Genomic DNA, 15,061 nt, shown 5'->3' on the forward strand with positions numbered 1-15,061 from the left:
GCAGGGCCCCTCCCCCTCCGCGTTCCTGGCAGGGCCCCTCCCCCTCCGCGTTCCTGGCAGGGCCCCTCCCTCTCCCCAGACCAGCGGGAGAGCTCCCGTATCCGTGGCCAAGGCCCCTCCCCCACCTCCACCACACAAGCCGCGCAGAAGCGGCGTACCGCGAAGGTAGCGCTCACGGCTCGAGGCCGTCGGGCCCTGTGGACAACCGTGGGTTCAGTGGCGCTCGGGCTTCGCCGAGCGCGACATCAGTTCCTTCAGGGCCACCAGCGGCGGCTTGGCGTCGTGGACGATGCTCACGACCGTCTCGGTGATGGGCATCTCGACACCGTGCCGGCGCGCCAGGTCCAGCACCGATTCGCAGGACTTCACACCCTCGGCGGTCTGCTTGGTGACGGCGATGGTCTCTTCGAGGCTCATGCCGCGGCCGAGGTTCTGGCCGAAGGTGTTGTTGCGGGAGAGCGGCGAGGAGCACGTGGCGACCAGGTCGCCCATGCCCGCCAGCCCCGCGAACGTGGCCGGGTCGGCCCCCAGCGCGAGCCCCAGCCGCATCGTCTCGGCGAGGCCGCGGGTGATGAGGGACGCCTTGGCGTTGTCGCCCAGGCCCATGCCGCCCGCGATGCCCACCGCGAGACCGATGACGTTCTTCACCGCGCCGCCCAGCTCCGCGCCCACCACGTCGGTGGTGGTGTACGGGCGGAAGTACGGGGTGTGGCAGGCGGCCTGCAGGCGGGTGGCGACGGCCTCGTCGGTGCAGGCGACGACGGCGGCGGCGGGCTGCCGGGAGGCGATCTCCTTGGCGAGGTTCGGGCCGCTCAGCACGGCCACCCGCTCGGCGGGCACCTTGGCGACCTCTTCGATGACCTCGCTCATCCGCTTGGCCGTACCGAGCTCGATGCCCTTCATCAGCGACACCAGGACGGTGTCGGAGGGCAGCAGCGGCGCCCAGTCCGCGAGGTTGGCGCGCAGCGTCTGGGACGGCACGGCCAGGATGGCGAACTCCGCGCCGGCGGCGGCCTCGGCGGGGTCGGTGGTGGCCCGTACGGTCTGCGGCAGCTCCACGCCCGGGAGGTAGTCGGGGTTGGTGCGGCCGGTGTTGATGGCCTCGGCGAGCTCGGCGCGGCGGCCCCACAGGGTCACCTCACAGCCCGCATCGGCCAGCACCATCGCGAATGCGGTGCCCCACGACCCCGTGCCGTAGACGGCGCAGCGCGTCACTTGCCTTCATCCTCCTGAGTGGGGCCGGGCGTCTCGTCCCGCCGCATCTGCTGGTTCTTCCGGCGCTGTTCGGCGCGGGCCTTGCGGTGGTCGTACGGCTCGGCCGGCGCGGGCTCCTCGCGGACCTCGGCCAGGATGCCGGTCACCGAGGCCATGATGCGGTCGGTGACGGCGCGCAGCACCTCGGCGGTGGGTTCCTGGCCGTAGAACTCGTTCAGGTCGACCGGCGGGCCCGCCTTCACGCGCAGCGTCTTGCGCGGGAAGAGCCGGAGCTTCTTCTCCTTGGCGTACGGCGGCATCGCCTCGTTGGCGCCCCACTGGGCGACCGGGATGACGGGCGCCTTGGTGAGCAGGGCGACCCGGGCGGCGCCGGTCTTGCCCTGCATGGGCCACATGTCGGGGTCCCGGGTGAGGGTGCCCTCGGGGTAGAAGGCGACGCACTCGCCCCTGTTGATGGCGTCGACGGCGGCCCGGAACGCGGTGGCCGCGTCCGTGGATTCGCGGTAGACCGGGATCTGTCCCGTGCCGCGCATGACCGCGCCGACGAAGCCGCCCTTGAAGAGGCCGCTCTTGGCGAGGAATCGCGGGACCCGTCCGCTGTTGTACTGATAGTGCGCGTAGGAGAGCGGGTCGAGATACGAGTTGTGGTTGACCGCGGTGATGAATCCGCCCTCGGCGGGAATGTGCTCCATTCCCTGCCAGTCCCGCTTGAACAGCACCACGAGCGGCGGTTTTGCGATGACCGCTGCGAGGCGGTACCAGAAGCCGATTCTGTGGCGGGACACTCGGACACCCTCCTAATGGGACCTGCTGAGCTGCGGCGACCCGGCAGCCGCACAAGTGTCGCCCCCGGTACCCGGTCTGTCGAGGACACCGTATCCCCGCGCCCTGCTGCGGGCGGCGGCAGCGGGTGACAATGCTGCCGATGCGAGAAGAAGGAGCGGATGCGGTGTGGAGTCTGGTGGTGCCCCTGAAACCGCTGGTGCGGGCCAAGAGCAGACTGTCCGCCGCGGCGGACGCGCGCTTTCGGCCCCGGTTGGCGCTGGCGTTCGCCCTGGACACGGTGGCCGCGGCGCTGGAGTGCCCGGTGGTGCGCGATGTGGCGGTTGTCACGGACGATCCGCAGGCCGGTGAGGCGCTGGCGGCTCTCGGGGCGCGCATCGTGGCCGACGTGCCGGCGGCGGGGCTGAATCCCGCGATCGCGTACGGCGCGCACACCGTACGGGCGCACCGCCCCGGTGCCGCGGTGGCGGCGCTCAATGCGGATCTTCCGGCGCTGCGCACGGCGGAACTGGAACGGGTGCTCACCGCGGCCGCGCAATTCCCGCGCGCATTTCTCGCGGACGCGGCGGAAATAGGGACGACGCTGCTGACCGCGGCGCCGGAGGTGGAATTGGCCCCGGCTTTCGGCGGTGCCTCACGGGCCCGGCACGCGGCCTCCGGCGCTCAGGAGCTGGCGTTGTCCGACGTGCGGTCGGTGCGGCAGGACGTGGACACTCCGGAGGATCTCCGAGTGGCGCTGGAATGGGGCGTGGGGGCGTGGACGGCCCGCCATACGGCGGCCATCTCGGCGGGAATCGCGGCGCTGGGCGCTCCGGGGGCCTGAGCGGCCGCCCGGCCTTCCGGCAGGTGCGTCAGAACGTCTGGAGCGTGATGAGGGTGATCCGGCGGTCCGCGCCCTCGCCCGTCACGTCGATGCGGACCCGCTGGCCGGGGCGGAGCAGCCGCAGGCCGCCCGCGTCGAAGGCGGGGGCGTCGAAGGGCAGCGGGGTGCCGTCGTCGAGCAGCACGCTGCCCGTGCGGCGCTCGGCGTCGTAGGTGTATGCGGTGGCCTGCATGGTCAGAGCCTAAACGGGAGGGGGCGGGCAACGCACCGCGGGCCGGGCTCCTCAGGGGAGCCCGGCCCGTCGCGAGGTTCGCCGCGGGGCGGTCAGCGCTTGCGGGCGGTGGCCTTCTTGGCGGTGGTCTTGCGGGCGGTGGCCTTCTTGGCCGGGGCCTTCTTCGCCGTGGTCTTCTTGGCGGGGGCGGTCTTCTTGGCCGTGGCCTTCTTCGCCGTGGTGGCCTTCTTGGCCGGCGTCGCCTTCTTGGCGGTGGTGGCCTTCTTGGCCGGCGTGGCCTTCTTGGCGGTGGTGGTCTTCTTCGCCGTGGTGGCCTTCTTGGCCGGCGTGGCCTTCTTGGCGGTGGTGGTCTTCTTCGCCGCCGTGGTCTTCTTCGCCGCCGTCGCCTTCTTGGCGGTGGCCTTCTTGGCCGCGGCCTTGGCCGTCGTACGGGTGGAAGCACCGCCCGAAAGGCTGCCCTTCGGGGCCTTCTTGACGGCCACGTCGTTCTTCGGGAGCTTCTTCGAGCCGCTGACCAGGTCCTTGAAGCCCTGTCCGGCGCGGAATCGCGGCACGGAGGTCTTCTTCACCCGCACCCGCTCACCCGTCTGCGGGTTACGGGCGTAACGGGCCGGGCGGTCGACCTTTTCGAACGAGCCGAATCCGGTGACCGAAACGCGGTCGCCGCCGACCACGGCACGGACGATGGCGTCCAGGACCGCGTCGACCGCGTCCGCGGCGTTCTGACGTCCGCCGAGCTTGTCGGCAATGGCTTCTACGAGCTGCGCCTTGTTCACGTCTTCCCCTTCGGAGACATTGCTGGAACGAATGTGTTCAAGCTTTTTCGCACGTTAGGCAGATATATACCGCAAATCAAACACGAAACGGGCTAATCACCCTTGTGCCGCAACGAACTCGACCGTCACGGAGTTCCGTCGGCATCCACGTCTTCGGGATAACGCCCTTCGTCGAGGTCGTTCATGAAGCGCTCCAGACGCCGTGCCGCGCCGGCCAGATCGTGTTTCGCCGCAGCCGTGATGACAAGCAGCTTCCGGGTCAGCGCCATCCGTACGCCCTCCGGGACTTGCAGTGTCCGCACGCGTGTGTGTGCGGCCTTGAGACGGTCGGCGACGAGACCGTAGAGCTCCAGTTGGCCGTCGCGTTCCATGCGCTAATTGTGCCATCTGCGGTGAGTTGTCGCTTCACGGGGCCTCAACACGCCACTCAACAAGACGAAGCGCCCCTTGCCAAGTGACAAGGAGCGCATCGTATGCAAGATGTCTTTCAGCCAGAAAACCCCGAGGTCAGGCCACTACTGTACGCGGCTTGAAGGGCGGCCTGTTCGCTTCGTACGCGGCGATGGAGTCTTCCTCCCGGAGGGTGAGGCTGATGTCGTCCAGCCCCTCCAGCAGCCGCCAACGGGCGTTCTCGTCCAGCTCGAACCCGGCGGTGATGCCCGGGGCGCGGACCTCGCGGGCGACCAGGTCCACGGTGATCTCCGTGGTGGGGTCGGCCTCGGCCAGCTGCTGCAGCGCCTCCACGGTCTCCTGCGGCAGTACCACCGTCAACAGCCCGTTCTTGAGGGAGTTGCCGCGGAAGATGTCGGCGAAGCGGGAGGAGATGACGGCCTTGAAGCCGTAGTTCTGCAGCGCCCACACGGCGTGCTCACGGGAGGAGCCGGTGCCGAAGTCGGGGCCGGCCACCAGCACGGTGGCGCCCCGGTAGGCGTCCTGGTTCAGCACGAAGTCGGGCTGCTTGCGCCACGCCTCGAACAGGCCGTCCTCGAAGCCGTCGCGGGTGACCTTCTTCAGCCAGTGCGCGGGGATGATCTGGTCGGTGTCCACATTGCTGCGGCGCAGCGGGACGACCCGGCCGGTGTGGGTGGTGAAGGCTTCCATGTTTTCAGACTCCAGCGGGCGCGGGGGCGGCGGCATCGGACAGGTCGGCCGGGGAGGCCAGGTGGCCGAGAACCGCTGTGGCGGCGGCGACCTGGGGAGAGACCAGGTGGGTGCGGCCCCCCTTGCCCTGCCGGCCCTCGAAGTTGCGGTTGGAGGTGGAGGCGGAGCGCTCGCCGGGCGCCAGCTGGTCGGGGTTCATGCCCAGGCACATCGAGCAGCCCGCGTGGCGCCATTCGGCGCCGGCGGCGGTGAAGACCTTGTCCAGGCCCTCCTCGACGGCCTGCAGGGCGACGCGTACCGAGCCGGGGACGATGAGCATCCGCACCCCGTCGGCGACCTTGCGGCCCTCCAGGAGGGTGGCGGCGGCGCGCAGGTCCTCGATGCGGCCGTTGGTGCACGAGCCCACGAAGACGGTGTCGACCTTGATGTCGCGCAGCGGCTGACCGGCCGTCAACCCCATGTACTCCAGGGCCTTTTCGGCGGCGTAGCGCTCCGAGGCGTCTTCGTAGGAGGCGGGGTCGGGGACGTTCTGGGACAGCGGGGCGCCCTGGCCGGGGTTGGTGCCCCAGGTGACGAACGGCGCCAGCTCGGCGGCGTCGATGACCACCTCGTGGTCGAAGACCGCGTCGTCGTCGGTGCGCAGCGTCTTCCAGTACTCCACCGCCGCGTCCCACTCCGCGCCCTCGGCCGGGGCGTGGTCACGGCCCTTGAGGTAGGCGAAGGTGGTCGCGTCCGGGGCGATCATGCCCGCGCGGGCGCCGGCCTCGATCGACATGTTGCAGATGGTCATCCGGGCTTCCATCGAGAGCTTCTCGATGGCCGAGCCGCGGTATTCGATGACATAGCCCTGGCCGCCGCCGGTGCCGATCTTCGCGATGATGGCGAGGATCAGGTCCTTGGCGGTGACGGTGTCGGGCAGCTCGCCCTCCACCGTGATGGCCATGGTCTTGAACGGGGAGAGCGGCAGCGTCTGGGTGGCCAGCACGTGCTCGACCTGGCTGGTGCCGATGCCGAAGGCCAGCGCGCCGAACGCGCCGTGCGTGGAGGTGTGGCTGTCGCCGCAGACCACGGTGGTGCCGGGCTGGGTCAGGCCCAACTGCGGGCCCACGACGTGAACGACGCCCTGCTCGACATCGCCGAGGGGGTGCAGGCGCACGCCGAACTCGGCGCAGTTCTTGCGCAGCGTCTCCAGCTGGGTGCGCGAGACCGGGTCGGCGATCGGCTTGTCGATGTCCAGCGTGGGGGTGTTGTGGTCCTCGGTGGCGATCGTCAGGTCCGTACGGCGCACCTGGCGGCCGGCCTTGCGCAGGCCGTCGAAGGCCTGCGGGCTGGTCACCTCGTGCAGCAGATGAAGATCGATGAAGAGCAGGTCGGGCTCGCCTTCCGCGCGCCGGACGACATGGTCGTCCCAGACCTTCTCCGCGAGTGTCCGTCCCATCGCTGTCCCTCCGGCCGGCCGACTTCGCCGGCCCAACTCGTCTGATTGCGCGCCGCTCGTACCCCTCGTACCGGGCGGTACACGGGCCCCGGTCCAGGGCCTCGCTTCAAGAGTGGCGACTTCCGCAGAAAATTGAACTTGCGTTTCACAGTGTGAGACGCGAGTATCGTTGCATGGACAACTCTAGCGGCGTCGGTGTTCTCGACAAGGCGGCTCTGGTATTGAGCGCTCTGGAGTCCGGTCCGGCCACCCTCGCCGGACTGGTCGGAGCGACCGGGCTCGCGCGCCCCACGGCGCACCGGCTTGCGGTAGCACTGGAACACCACCGGATGGTGGCGAGGGACATGCAGGGCCGGTTCATCCTCGGACCGCGGCTGTCGGAGCTCGCCGCCGCGGCGGGCGAGGACCGCCTGCTGGCCACGGCGGGACCGGTACTGACACACCTGCGCGATGTGACGGGCGAGAGCGCCCAGCTCTATCGCCGGCAGGGCGACATGCGGATCTGCGTGGCCGCCGCCGAGCGGCTCTCGGGCCTGCGGGACACCGTCCCGGTGGGCTCCACGCTCCCGATGAAGGCGGGCTCCGCCGCGCAGATCCTGATGGCCTGGGAAGAGCCCGAGCGGCTGCACAGGGGCCTTCAGGGGGCACGCTTCACCGCGACCGCGCTCTCGGGCGTACGGCGCCGCGGCTGGGCCCAGTCGATCGGCGAGCGGGAGCCGGGCGTGGCCTCGGTCTCCGCGCCCGTACGCGGCCCGTCGAACCGCGTGGTGGCCTCCGTGTCGGTCTCCGGGCCGATCGAGCGGCTGACCCGCCACCCGGGCCGGATGCACGCCCAGGCCGTCATCGACGCGGCGGCCCGCCTCAGCGAGGCCCTGCGCCGCACCACGGGCTGACCACTCCCCCACGCCTGCCGTCGCCAACGCCGCCGGCGGTGGGCAGGGGGCCTTTTCCGCTCTTTTCTTCTCGCGCTTTTTCTTTTCATCATGACCGACGCCGGCCATTGCGAAAGCGGGCGCACGAAAAAGGCCCTCCACCTGAGTGGAGGGCCTTTCTCGCTGTGTACCCCCGACCGGATTCGAACCGGCGCTACCGCCTTGAGAGGGCGGCGTGCTAGGCCGCTACACAACGGGGGCTCACCTGCGGTGTGAGCAGGAAGTTTGCAGTCCACCTGCTCAACTGCGCTGGGCTACCAGGACTCGAACCTAGACTAAATGAACCAGAATCACTCGTGCTGCCAATTACACCATAGCCCATGGTGGTTGAGACCGATCCAGGATCGGCACCAGTACCCCCGACCGGATTCGAACCGGCGCTACCGCCTTGAGAGGGCGGCGTGCTAGGCCGCTACACAACGGGGGCCCTAGCGATCCTCATCATCACCGCATCCGGGAGCGACCCGAAGGAGGTGGAGTGCAAGGATCTGTACCCCCGACCGGATTCGAACCGGCGCTACCGCCTTGAGAGGGCGGCGTGCTAGGCCGCTACACAACGGGGGCTGGCACTGCGATCAAGAGACTGCACTTCCGAGAAGACGATCTCTTGCTGGGCTACCAGGACTCGAACCTAGACTAACTGAACCAGAATCAGTCGTGCTGCCAATTACACCATAGCCCACCAAAACGCAACCCCTTGCGGGATTTTGTTTGGCTTGCGCTTCCCGCCGGGCCTGTCGGCCCTCTCGGGCGGCGCAGAAAGAACATTACCCGAAGGCGTCCGGCGCTCCAAAACGGGTATCGCCGCGCAGCAGGCCGGGCAGCTGGTTCAGGCCGGTGATCCGGATCAGCTCGGGCCGGCCGCCCAGTCCCCGGCGGTCCAGCCAGATGCCCGTGAGGCCCGCGGCCACGGCGCCACCGGCGTCGATGTCGGGCTGATCGCCCACGTACGCCACCTCCGCCGGCGGCAGCCCCAGGGCCTCACAGGCGGCGTGGAAGGCCCCGGCGGCGGGCTTGGCGATCCCCAGCTCCGCCGCGCACAGCAGCGCCTCGAAACGGTCCCGTACGCCCAGGACCCGCAGCTTGCGGTCCTGATTGCGGGTGGAGGAGTTCGAGAGCACCGCGTGCCGGTACTCCGCCGCAAGCAGCTCCAGTACCGGCAAGGTGTCCGGGAAGAGCGCCCAGGCGGCCTCGTAGTGCGCGAGGTACCGCCCGAACCACCCGTCGGCGTCCTCGTCGCTCATGGACGTCATACCGAGGAATTCACGCACCCGGTCCCGGCGCTGCGCCTCGAAGGTGATCCCGCCGGCCTCGAAGCGCCGCCAGTGGATCTCCGTGACCTCTTTCCAACGGGCGAGGGCCTGGTCGACGGAGACGAATCCGTCGGCCAGGCCCTCGGCGAGGAGATGCGCCTGCATCCCCGCCAGGTCGGCGCTCGCGTAATCGAAGATCGTGTCGTCGACGTCCCAGAGGACCGCGCGTATGGGCATACCCCGCACGCTACCGGCACCGCCGCTCTCAGGAGACCCAGTTCTTGAGCGGTTCGGTGTCGAGGGTCAGGTCCACGGGGTCGGGGAGGATGACTTTCATGCCGAAGGCCACGCTGACCACCTGGTCATAGCGGCTGCCGTCCGGCTGCGAGAAGACCTTGACCTCGCAGCTGTCCCGGTCGATCAGGAGGTAAACGGGGATGCCGGTCCCGGCGTAGGCGCGGGGCTTGTCGATGCGGTCGCGGCGGTCGGTGTCCGAATCGAACGAGGTCACCTCGACGACCATGAGCGCCGGGTCGGGATCGGCCCAATCACCCGCGCCGACGAAGGCGTCACTTGGTGCGAGAACACCGTCAGGAATGGCATAGCCGGTGCGGTACGCCTCCACCCTCAGTCCCTGATCATGTACCCACAGCTCAGGACGCGTCTGCAGGCAGAGACGCGTGAGCCATTGGATGATCCTCCCGTGATCCCCGTCCGCCACCGTTTTGACCCCCAGCCGCCCGTTGATGAACTCAAGACGCAGCCCCTCGGTGGTACGAGCGGCGACCCGGGCCAGCTCCTCGAATTCGCCCTGCAGCATGTGCGGTCGATCGGCAGTCACAGACATGTTCGCCCTCCTCGTCGCGTCCCGCTCAGTGTTCCGCGTCATGTCCGGCACCGCCCCTGCGTAGACGTTCCTGCACCCTCAGTCATACACGAAAGAGGGGCGGCGACCGGTGTGGTCGCCGCCCCTCTCGGAGACGAGGTAACTCCGAGCGCGTTACGCCGCGAGCTTCTTCAGGGCCGCGTCGATCCTGGAGAGCGTGCGGGGCTTGCCGAGGATCTCGAGGGACTCGAAGAGGGGGAGGCCGACCGTGCGGCCGGTGGTGGCCACGCGGACCGGGGCCTGGGCCTTGCCGAGCTTGAGGCCGTGCTCCTCGCCGGCGGCCAGTACGGCCTCCTTGAGGGACTCCGGGCTGCTCCAGTCCGCGGTCTCCAGCTTGGCGCGGGCGGTGGTGAGCAGGGCCACCGGGTCGCCCTTGCCCATCGCCTTGGTCCAGGACGCCTCGTCGAAGACCGGCTCCTTGAGGAAGAGGAAGTCGACGTTGTCGGTGATCTCGGAGAGGACCTTCAGGCGGCTCTGGGCGTGCGGGGCGATCGCGTCGAACACCGACTGGTCGAAGTCCGCCTCGTCCCAGGGGGCGAAGGGGGCGCGCAGCCAGGGGGCGCAGCGCTCGGTGAAGTCCTTCACGTCCAGCTGCCGGATGTGGTCGGCGTTGATCGCCTCGCACTTCTTGAGGTCGAAGCGCGCCGGGTTGGCGTTGACGTCCTCGATCTCGAACTTCGCGACCATCTCCTCGACGGAGAAGATGTCCTGGTCCTCGGAGAAGGACCAGCCGAGGAGGGAGAGGTAGTTCAGCAGGCCCTCGGGGAGGAAGCCGCGCTCGCGGTAGAGGTTGAGCGAGGACTGCGGGTCGCGCTTGGAGAGCTTCTTGTTGCCCTCGCCCATGACGTACGGCAGGTGGCCGAAGGCCGGGACCTGCTTCGCGACGCCCAGCTCGATCAGCGCCTTGTAGAGCGCGATCTGGCGCGGGGTGGAGGAGAGCAGGTCCTCGCCGCGCAGGACGTGGGTGATCTCCATGAGCGCGTCGTCGACCGGGTTGACGAGGGTGTACAGCGGCGCGCCGTTGGCCCGCAGGATGCCGTAGTCGGTGACGTTCTCCGCGGTGAAGGACAGCTCGCCGCGGACCAGGTCGGTGAAGGTGATCGTCTCGTCGGGCATCCGGAAGCGGACGATCGAGGTGCGGCCCTCGGCCTCGTACGCGGCCTTCTGCTCGGGGGTCACCGTGCGGCACTTGCCGTCGTACCCGGAGGGCTTGCCGGCCTTGCGCGCGGCCTCCCGGCGCTCCTCCAGCTCCTCGGCGGTGCAGTAGCAGTGGTAGGCGTGGCCGCCGTCCAGCAGCTTCTTCGCGACGTCCTGGTAGATGTCCATGCGCTGCGACTGGCGGTACGGGGCGTGCGGGCCGCCTTCGCCCTTGCCGCTGCTGTCGAACGCCGCGGGGCCCTCGTCCCAGTCGAAGCCCAGCCAGCGCATGGCGTCCAGGAGCTGCTCGTAGGACTCCTCGGAGTCGCGGGCCGCGTCGGTGTCCTCGACGCGGAAGACGAACGTGCCGCCGTGGTGCCGGGCGTAGGCCCAGTTGAAGAGGGCGGTGCGGACCAGGCCCACGTGGGGGTTGCCGGTCGGCGAGGGACAGAACCGTACGCGGACGGGGGTCGCGTTAGCCACGCTTGATCACCTTGTTGGTGAGAGTGCCGATGCCTTCGATGGTGACGGCGACCTCGTCGCCGACGTTGAGCGGGCCGACCCCGGCGGGGGTGCCCGTGAGGACGACGTCGCCGGGGAGCAGCGTCATCGCCTCCGTGATGTGGACGATCAGGTCCTCGATCGAGCGGACCATCTCGCTCGTGCGGCCCAGCTGGCGCTGTTCGCCGTTGACCGTGCACTGGATGGTCAGATCGCTCGGGTCCAGCTCGGTCTCGACCCAGGGGCCGAGCGGGCAGGAGCTGTCGAAGCCCTTGGCCCGGGCCCACTGCGCCTCGCGCTTCTGCACGTCGCGCGCGGTGATGTCGTTGGCGCAGGTGTAGCCGAGGATGACGTCCTTCACGCGCTCGCGGGGGACCTCGCGGCACATGCGGCCGATGACGACGGCGAGCTCGGCCTCGTGGTGCACCTCCTGCGAGAAGGAGGGGTACACGACGGGGTCGCCGGGGCCGACCACCGAGGTGGAGGGCTTGAAGAAGGCGACCGGCACGTCGTCGACCTCGTTGCCGAGCTCCTTGGCGTGCTCGGCGTAGTTGCGGCCGATGGCCACGACCTTGTTCGGGAGGACGGGCGGCAGCAGCCGCACCTTGTCCAGGGGGACCTTCTGGCCCGAGCGCTCGAACTCGGCGAAGGGGTGTCCCTTGATGACATCGAGGTCACTGCCCTCGACGACGCCGAAGCCGACGTTGCCGTCGATGGAAAATCTGGCGATGCGCACGGAAGCCGCTGCCCCTCTTGATCTCTTACCGGGAGTGGACACCCCAGGCTATCGCGGGAGCAGGACCCGTCCTCTGTCCTTTTTGTGCGTCGCGTCCTACTCGGGCGCGTCCATCAGGACGGTGCGGCGGGGGTTGGCGGTCTGGGCGGGCAGCTCGACGGCGTCCTCGGGCCGGGTCGCGTCCTCGGCCGGCGCGGTCTGCAGCTCCTCGGCGTCCTTCAGGTGCATCAGGGTCGTGCGCCGCGGGTTGGCTATGGAGCGGAACATCATCGTCGTCTTCACTGCGGAATGCCTCGCGTATCTCGCGTGTGGTGGTCACTGCCCGGGCAACGTGCCGCTGGGCGATTGCGGCACGTGTGTAAAGCGTCAGGCTATGCGCGCTATTCCCGTCGATCTTGCGGTCAAGTCGGCGATCACCGTGTGAGTTTGCTCACGAACTGTGCGGCAAATGCCGCAATTTTCATGATCGAAAGCCGTTGGCGAAACGGACATTGGCGGAGCGAAGCGCACGTTCCACTCCCCATCACCGCACCTGGGGCAGCGCACAACTGCGACCGGAACGCTGCCAAAAGTCCGTTATAAGGGGGGAGACCTTCTACGACTCGTGACACACCCCGTACATTGCGTCACGCATGTCACAGCCAGGGGCTCCGCTCTTGTTGCCGCTCCGGCACTGTGCTGGAATTCCCCGGACCGCCGCATGTTTCACACGGCGCGCAGGGGGCGCAGAGCAGCGCCGCGCGGTGGGTGCCGCTCTCTTCGCCAGAGGGAGTAAGCACGCCGGTCACACTCACGACCGCCATGGGGCCCGGCCCCCTACGACTCGACACCGTCCCGCCGTCACCGCGGAGGGACGCCTGGTCCAGAGGTTGCGACGCTAGTGCAGGGACGTTTCAAGAGGGATGGCAGCGCTGCGGCTGACCCGGAGCTGCGCGGCGGGACCGACCGCGCCGCCTCCCAGCAGCGCGCCCAGAGCAACGGTCCGGCGAGCGGCACGTTGCCGACCGACCGGACCGACCCGGCGCCGGCCGGCGACTCCGCCGCCGAGCGCCCCAAGGCCAAGGGCCCCATGGGCCCCGGGGCCCGTCTGTCGCTGCGCAACTGGCGCATCAGCACACGCCTGGTCTCCCTGATCGCGCTGCCCGTGGTCGCCGCCACCACGCTGGGCGGCCTGCGCATCAGCAGCGAGCTGGACAACATCGACCAGCTGGACCGGATGCAGCTGCTCACGGAGATGACGCGGCAGGCCACCGAGCTGGCCGACGCGCTCCAGGAGGAGCGGGACCGTTCGGCGGGCCCGCTGGCCGGCTCCGGCAACACCAAGGACGACACCGATGTGGTGGCGCCGCGCGAGGAGACCGACCGCGCGATCAAGTCCTTCAAGGAGCACACCGACGACGTCGACTCGGCACGCGGCTCGATGGCCGGCGTGCGCGCCACGATCGTCGACATCCAGCGCCAGCTGGGCACGCTCAACGAGGTACGGAACAAGGCGTACACCGACAACGAGAACGTCGCCCAGACCGTCACCGCGTACAACCAGCTGATCACCTCGCTGCTCGCGCTCTCCCAGGACATGGCGCAGGCGACCAGCAGCCCGGAGATGATCCAGAGCACCCGCTCCCTGGCCGCGTTCTCCTCCGCCAAGGAGTACGCGTCGATGCAGCGGGCGTTCGTCAGCGCCGGTCTGTCGCACAAGGGCCACGCGCACCTGTCCGCGAACGACCGGCTCGCCGGCCGTACCGCCGAGGACAGTGAGGAGTCCGCGCTCAAGCGGTTCTCCAACATCTACCCCGGCGCCGCCTCCCTCATGGAGGGCCTGGACAGCGGCAACGACGACATCGAGCACGCGAACTCGTTCGCCGACCGCAGCTTCAAGACCGAGTCGGGCATCCGCGGTGAGGAGATGTCGTACCTGGACTGGTACGACCTCGACACCAACAAGGTCAACCTGATGTCGCGCATCGAGACCACGCTGCTCTCCCAGATGGAGCAGAAGTCCCGCGAGCTGCGCAACGAGGCCACGACCGGCGCGATCATCAACGGTGCGGTGATCCTGCTCGTCCTGGGCATCTCGCTCATCGGCGCGTTCGTCGTCTCCCGCTCCATGGTCCGCTCGCTGCGCCGGCTGCAGGACACCGCGCAGACGGTCTCCCAGAAGCGGCTGCCCGAGCTGGTCAAGCACCTCTCCGAGGCCGACCCGCAGGACGTGGACACCTCGGTCGAGTCCGTCGGCGTGCACAGCCGGGACGAGATCGGCAAGGTGGCCACCGCGTTCGACGAGGTGCACCGCGAGGCCGTCCGGCTGGCGTCCGAGCAGGCGCTGCTGCGGGGCAACGTCAACGCGATGTTCACCAACCTCTCGCGCCGCAGCCAGGGCCTCATCCAGCGGCAGCTGTCGCTGATCTCGGAGCTGGAGTCCCGCGAGGCCGACCCCGACCAGCTCTCCTCGCTCTTCAAGCTCGACCACCTCGCGACCCGTATGCGCCGTAACGGCGAGAACCTCCTCGTCCTCGCGGGCGAGGAGCCGGGCCGCCGCTGGACCCGCCCGGTCCCGCTGGTCGACGTGCTGCGTGCGGCCGCCTCCGAGGTGGAGCAGTACGAGCGCATCGAACTGAGCGCGGTGCCGACCACCGAGGTCGCGGGCCGCGTCGTCAACGACCTCGTGCACCTCCTCGCCGAGCTGCTGGAGAACGCGACCTCGTTCTCCTCGCCGCAGACCAAGGTCAAGGTGACCGGTCACGCGCTGCCCGACGGCCGGGTACTGGTCGAGATCCACGACACCGGCATCGGCCTCTCCCCCGAGGACCTCTCGGCGATCAACGAGCGCCTCGCCAGCCCGCCGACCGTGGACGTCTCGGTGTCCCGCCGGATGGGTCTGTTCGTGGTCGGCCGGCTGTCCCTGCGGCACGGCATCCGCGTCCAGCTGCGTCCCTCGGATTCCGGCGGTACGACGGCCCTGGTCATGCTGCCGGTGGACGTCGCGCAGAGCGGCGGCGCGAACAACGCGAACAAGAAGCCCGGCCAGGGCGGCAAGCCCGCCGGCGGCCGCGGCTCCGGCGACGCCGGCGGCCAGCACTCCAGCCGCCTCGCGGGCCTGCAGCCGCGCGGCCAGATGGGCTCCGGTCCCCGTACCGCGCTGCCCGGCCGCCCCGGAGCGGGCGCGCCCGGCGGTGCGCCCGGTGGCGCCCCCGGTGCCCCGGCCGGTCCGCAGCACAACAACGCCTTCGGCGGCCGTCCCGCGGCCC

The 15,061-nt window shown here is 69.5% G+C and carries 15 protein-coding genes and 5 tRNA genes; 3 read left to right on the plus strand and 17 right to left on the minus strand.

Translation table 11 applies throughout. The features are described from left to right. Positions 1 to 213 precede the first annotated feature (213 nt). Both ABT381_RS19960 and ABT381_RS19965 read right to left on the minus strand, forming a co-directional pair. Positions 214 to 1,215: an NAD(P)H-dependent glycerol-3-phosphate dehydrogenase gene (locus ABT381_RS19960; RefSeq protein ID WP_351595784.1), complete on the minus strand. Its 1,002-nt coding sequence runs from the start codon at positions 1,213 to 1,215 to the stop codon at positions 214 to 216. Then, on the minus strand, positions 1,212 to 2,000 hold the full coding sequence (locus ABT381_RS19965) for a lysophospholipid acyltransferase family protein (protein WP_351595787.1): 789 nt from the start codon (positions 1,998 to 2,000) through the stop codon (positions 1,212 to 1,214). The genes ABT381_RS19960 and ABT381_RS19965 overlap by 4 nt, the downstream gene beginning before the upstream one ends. Before the next feature lie 131 nt (positions 2,001 to 2,131). On the opposite strand from ABT381_RS19965, the gene cofC reads away from it, so the two are divergent. After that, positions 2,132 to 2,821 carry a 2-phospho-L-lactate guanylyltransferase gene (gene cofC / locus ABT381_RS19970; RefSeq protein ID WP_467754714.1) on the plus strand — a complete coding sequence of 230 codons (690 nt, stop codon included), beginning with the start codon at positions 2,132 to 2,134 and terminating at the stop codon, positions 2,819 to 2,821. 28 nt (positions 2,822 to 2,849) lie between these two features. On the opposite strand, the gene ABT381_RS19975 is transcribed toward cofC, so the two are convergent. The 5 genes from ABT381_RS19975 to leuC all read right to left on the minus strand — a co-directional run bounded on the left by ABT381_RS19975 (position 2,850) and on the right by leuC (position 6,368). After that, complete coding sequence (locus tag ABT381_RS19975; protein ID WP_351595793.1) at positions 2,850 to 3,053, minus strand: hypothetical protein; 204 nt, start codon at positions 3,051 to 3,053, stop codon at positions 2,850 to 2,852. Positions 3,054 to 3,145: 92 nt separating this feature from the next. Next, on the minus strand, positions 3,146 to 3,829 hold the full coding sequence (locus tag ABT381_RS19980; protein ID WP_351595796.1) for an HU family DNA-binding protein: 684 nt from the start codon (positions 3,827 to 3,829) through the stop codon (positions 3,146 to 3,148). Positions 3,830 to 3,954: 125 nt separating this feature from the next. Further along, entirely contained in the window at positions 3,955 to 4,200 is a 246-nt protein-coding gene (locus ABT381_RS19985; RefSeq protein WP_030267010.1) for an SCO5555 family protein, read from the minus strand. Between the two features lie 136 nt (positions 4,201 to 4,336). Beyond that, positions 4,337 to 4,930 carry a 3-isopropylmalate dehydratase small subunit gene (leuD, locus tag ABT381_RS19990; RefSeq protein WP_351595799.1) on the minus strand — a complete coding sequence of 198 codons (594 nt, stop codon included), beginning with the start codon at positions 4,928 to 4,930 and terminating at the stop codon, positions 4,337 to 4,339. Between the two features lie 4 nt (positions 4,931 to 4,934). Further along, positions 4,935 to 6,368, minus strand: a complete 1,434-nt coding sequence (gene leuC, locus ABT381_RS19995) for a 3-isopropylmalate dehydratase large subunit (RefSeq protein ID WP_351595801.1) — start codon at positions 6,366 to 6,368, stop codon at positions 4,935 to 4,937. Positions 6,369 to 6,541: 173 nt separating this feature from the next. Between leuC and ndgR the strand changes: the two genes are divergently transcribed. Next, positions 6,542 to 7,261, plus strand: coding sequence for an IclR family transcriptional regulator NdgR (gene ndgR / locus ABT381_RS20000; protein ID WP_351595803.1), 720 nt, complete (start codon positions 6,542 to 6,544; stop codon positions 7,259 to 7,261). 167 nt (positions 7,262 to 7,428) lie between these two features. Here ndgR and ABT381_RS20005 read toward each other — a convergent pair. From ABT381_RS20005 to ABT381_RS20050, 10 genes are all read right to left on the minus strand, one after another. Then, positions 7,429 to 7,501: transfer RNA gene (locus ABT381_RS20005), tRNA-Glu, on the minus strand. 48 nt (positions 7,502 to 7,549) lie between these two features. After that, a tRNA-Gln gene (locus tag ABT381_RS20010) sits at positions 7,550 to 7,621 on the minus strand. Positions 7,622 to 7,654: 33 nt separating this feature from the next. Then, positions 7,655 to 7,727, minus strand: a tRNA-Glu gene (locus ABT381_RS20015). 64 nt (positions 7,728 to 7,791) lie between these two features. After that, positions 7,792 to 7,864 (minus strand) — tRNA-Glu (locus tag ABT381_RS20020). A gap of 46 nt (positions 7,865 to 7,910) precedes the next feature. Then, positions 7,911 to 7,982, minus strand: a tRNA-Gln gene (locus ABT381_RS20025). A gap of 85 nt (positions 7,983 to 8,067) precedes the next feature. After that, complete coding sequence (locus ABT381_RS20030) at positions 8,068 to 8,790, minus strand: HAD family hydrolase (RefSeq protein ID WP_351595805.1); 723 nt, start codon at positions 8,788 to 8,790, stop codon at positions 8,068 to 8,070. A 28-nt stretch (positions 8,791 to 8,818) separates the two neighbouring features. Further along, positions 8,819 to 9,400: a Uma2 family endonuclease gene (locus tag ABT381_RS20035; RefSeq protein ID WP_351595808.1), complete on the minus strand. Its 582-nt coding sequence runs from the start codon at positions 9,398 to 9,400 to the stop codon at positions 8,819 to 8,821. A gap of 153 nt (positions 9,401 to 9,553) precedes the next feature. After that, positions 9,554 to 11,059 carry a glutamate--tRNA ligase gene (gltX, locus tag ABT381_RS20040; protein WP_351595811.1) on the minus strand — a complete coding sequence of 502 codons (1,506 nt, stop codon included), beginning with the start codon at positions 11,057 to 11,059 and terminating at the stop codon, positions 9,554 to 9,556. Beyond that, positions 11,052 to 11,813, minus strand: a complete 762-nt coding sequence (locus ABT381_RS20045; RefSeq protein ID WP_351595814.1) for a fumarylacetoacetate hydrolase family protein — start codon at positions 11,811 to 11,813, stop codon at positions 11,052 to 11,054. Before ABT381_RS20045 ends, gltX begins: the two co-directional genes overlap by 8 nt. A gap of 96 nt (positions 11,814 to 11,909) precedes the next feature. Then, entirely contained in the window at positions 11,910 to 12,095 is a 186-nt protein-coding gene (locus tag ABT381_RS20050; protein WP_351595817.1) for a hypothetical protein, read from the minus strand. Positions 12,096 to 12,693: 598 nt separating this feature from the next. Between ABT381_RS20050 and ABT381_RS20055 the strand changes: the two genes are divergently transcribed. Further along, positions 12,694 to 15,061 (plus strand): sensor histidine kinase (locus ABT381_RS20055; RefSeq protein WP_351595820.1); only part of this gene is annotated, 2,368 nt, incomplete at its 3' end.

Source organism: Streptomyces sp. NPDC000151, assembly GCF_040301705.1.
Classification (GTDB): Bacteria; Actinomycetota; Actinomycetes; order Streptomycetales; family Streptomycetaceae; genus Streptomyces.

Bases quoted from the DNA above. Each gene is read 5' to 3' on its own strand.
- cofC (WP_467754714.1), top strand. From the start codon at position 2,132: ATGCTGCCGATGCGAGAAGAAGGAGCGGATGCGGTGTGGAGTCTGGTG.
- ABT381_RS19975 (WP_351595793.1), bottom strand. From the start codon at position 3,053: ATGCAGGCCACCGCATACACCTACGACGCCGAGCGCCGCACGGGCAGC.
- ABT381_RS19985 (WP_030267010.1), bottom strand. From the start codon at position 4,200: ATGGAACGCGACGGCCAACTGGAGCTCTACGGTCTCGTCGCCGACCGT.
- leuD (WP_351595799.1), bottom strand. From the start codon at position 4,930: ATGGAAGCCTTCACCACCCACACCGGCCGGGTCGTCCCGCTGCGCCGC.
- leuC (WP_351595801.1), bottom strand. From the start codon at position 6,368: ATGGGACGGACACTCGCGGAGAAGGTCTGGGACGACCATGTCGTCCGG.
- ndgR (WP_351595803.1), top strand. From the start codon at position 6,542: ATGGACAACTCTAGCGGCGTCGGTGTTCTCGACAAGGCGGCTCTGGTA.
- ABT381_RS20030 (WP_351595805.1), bottom strand. From the start codon at position 8,790: ATGCCCATACGCGCGGTCCTCTGGGACGTCGACGACACGATCTTCGAT.
- ABT381_RS20035 (WP_351595808.1), bottom strand. From the start codon at position 9,400: ATGTCTGTGACTGCCGATCGACCGCACATGCTGCAGGGCGAATTCGAG.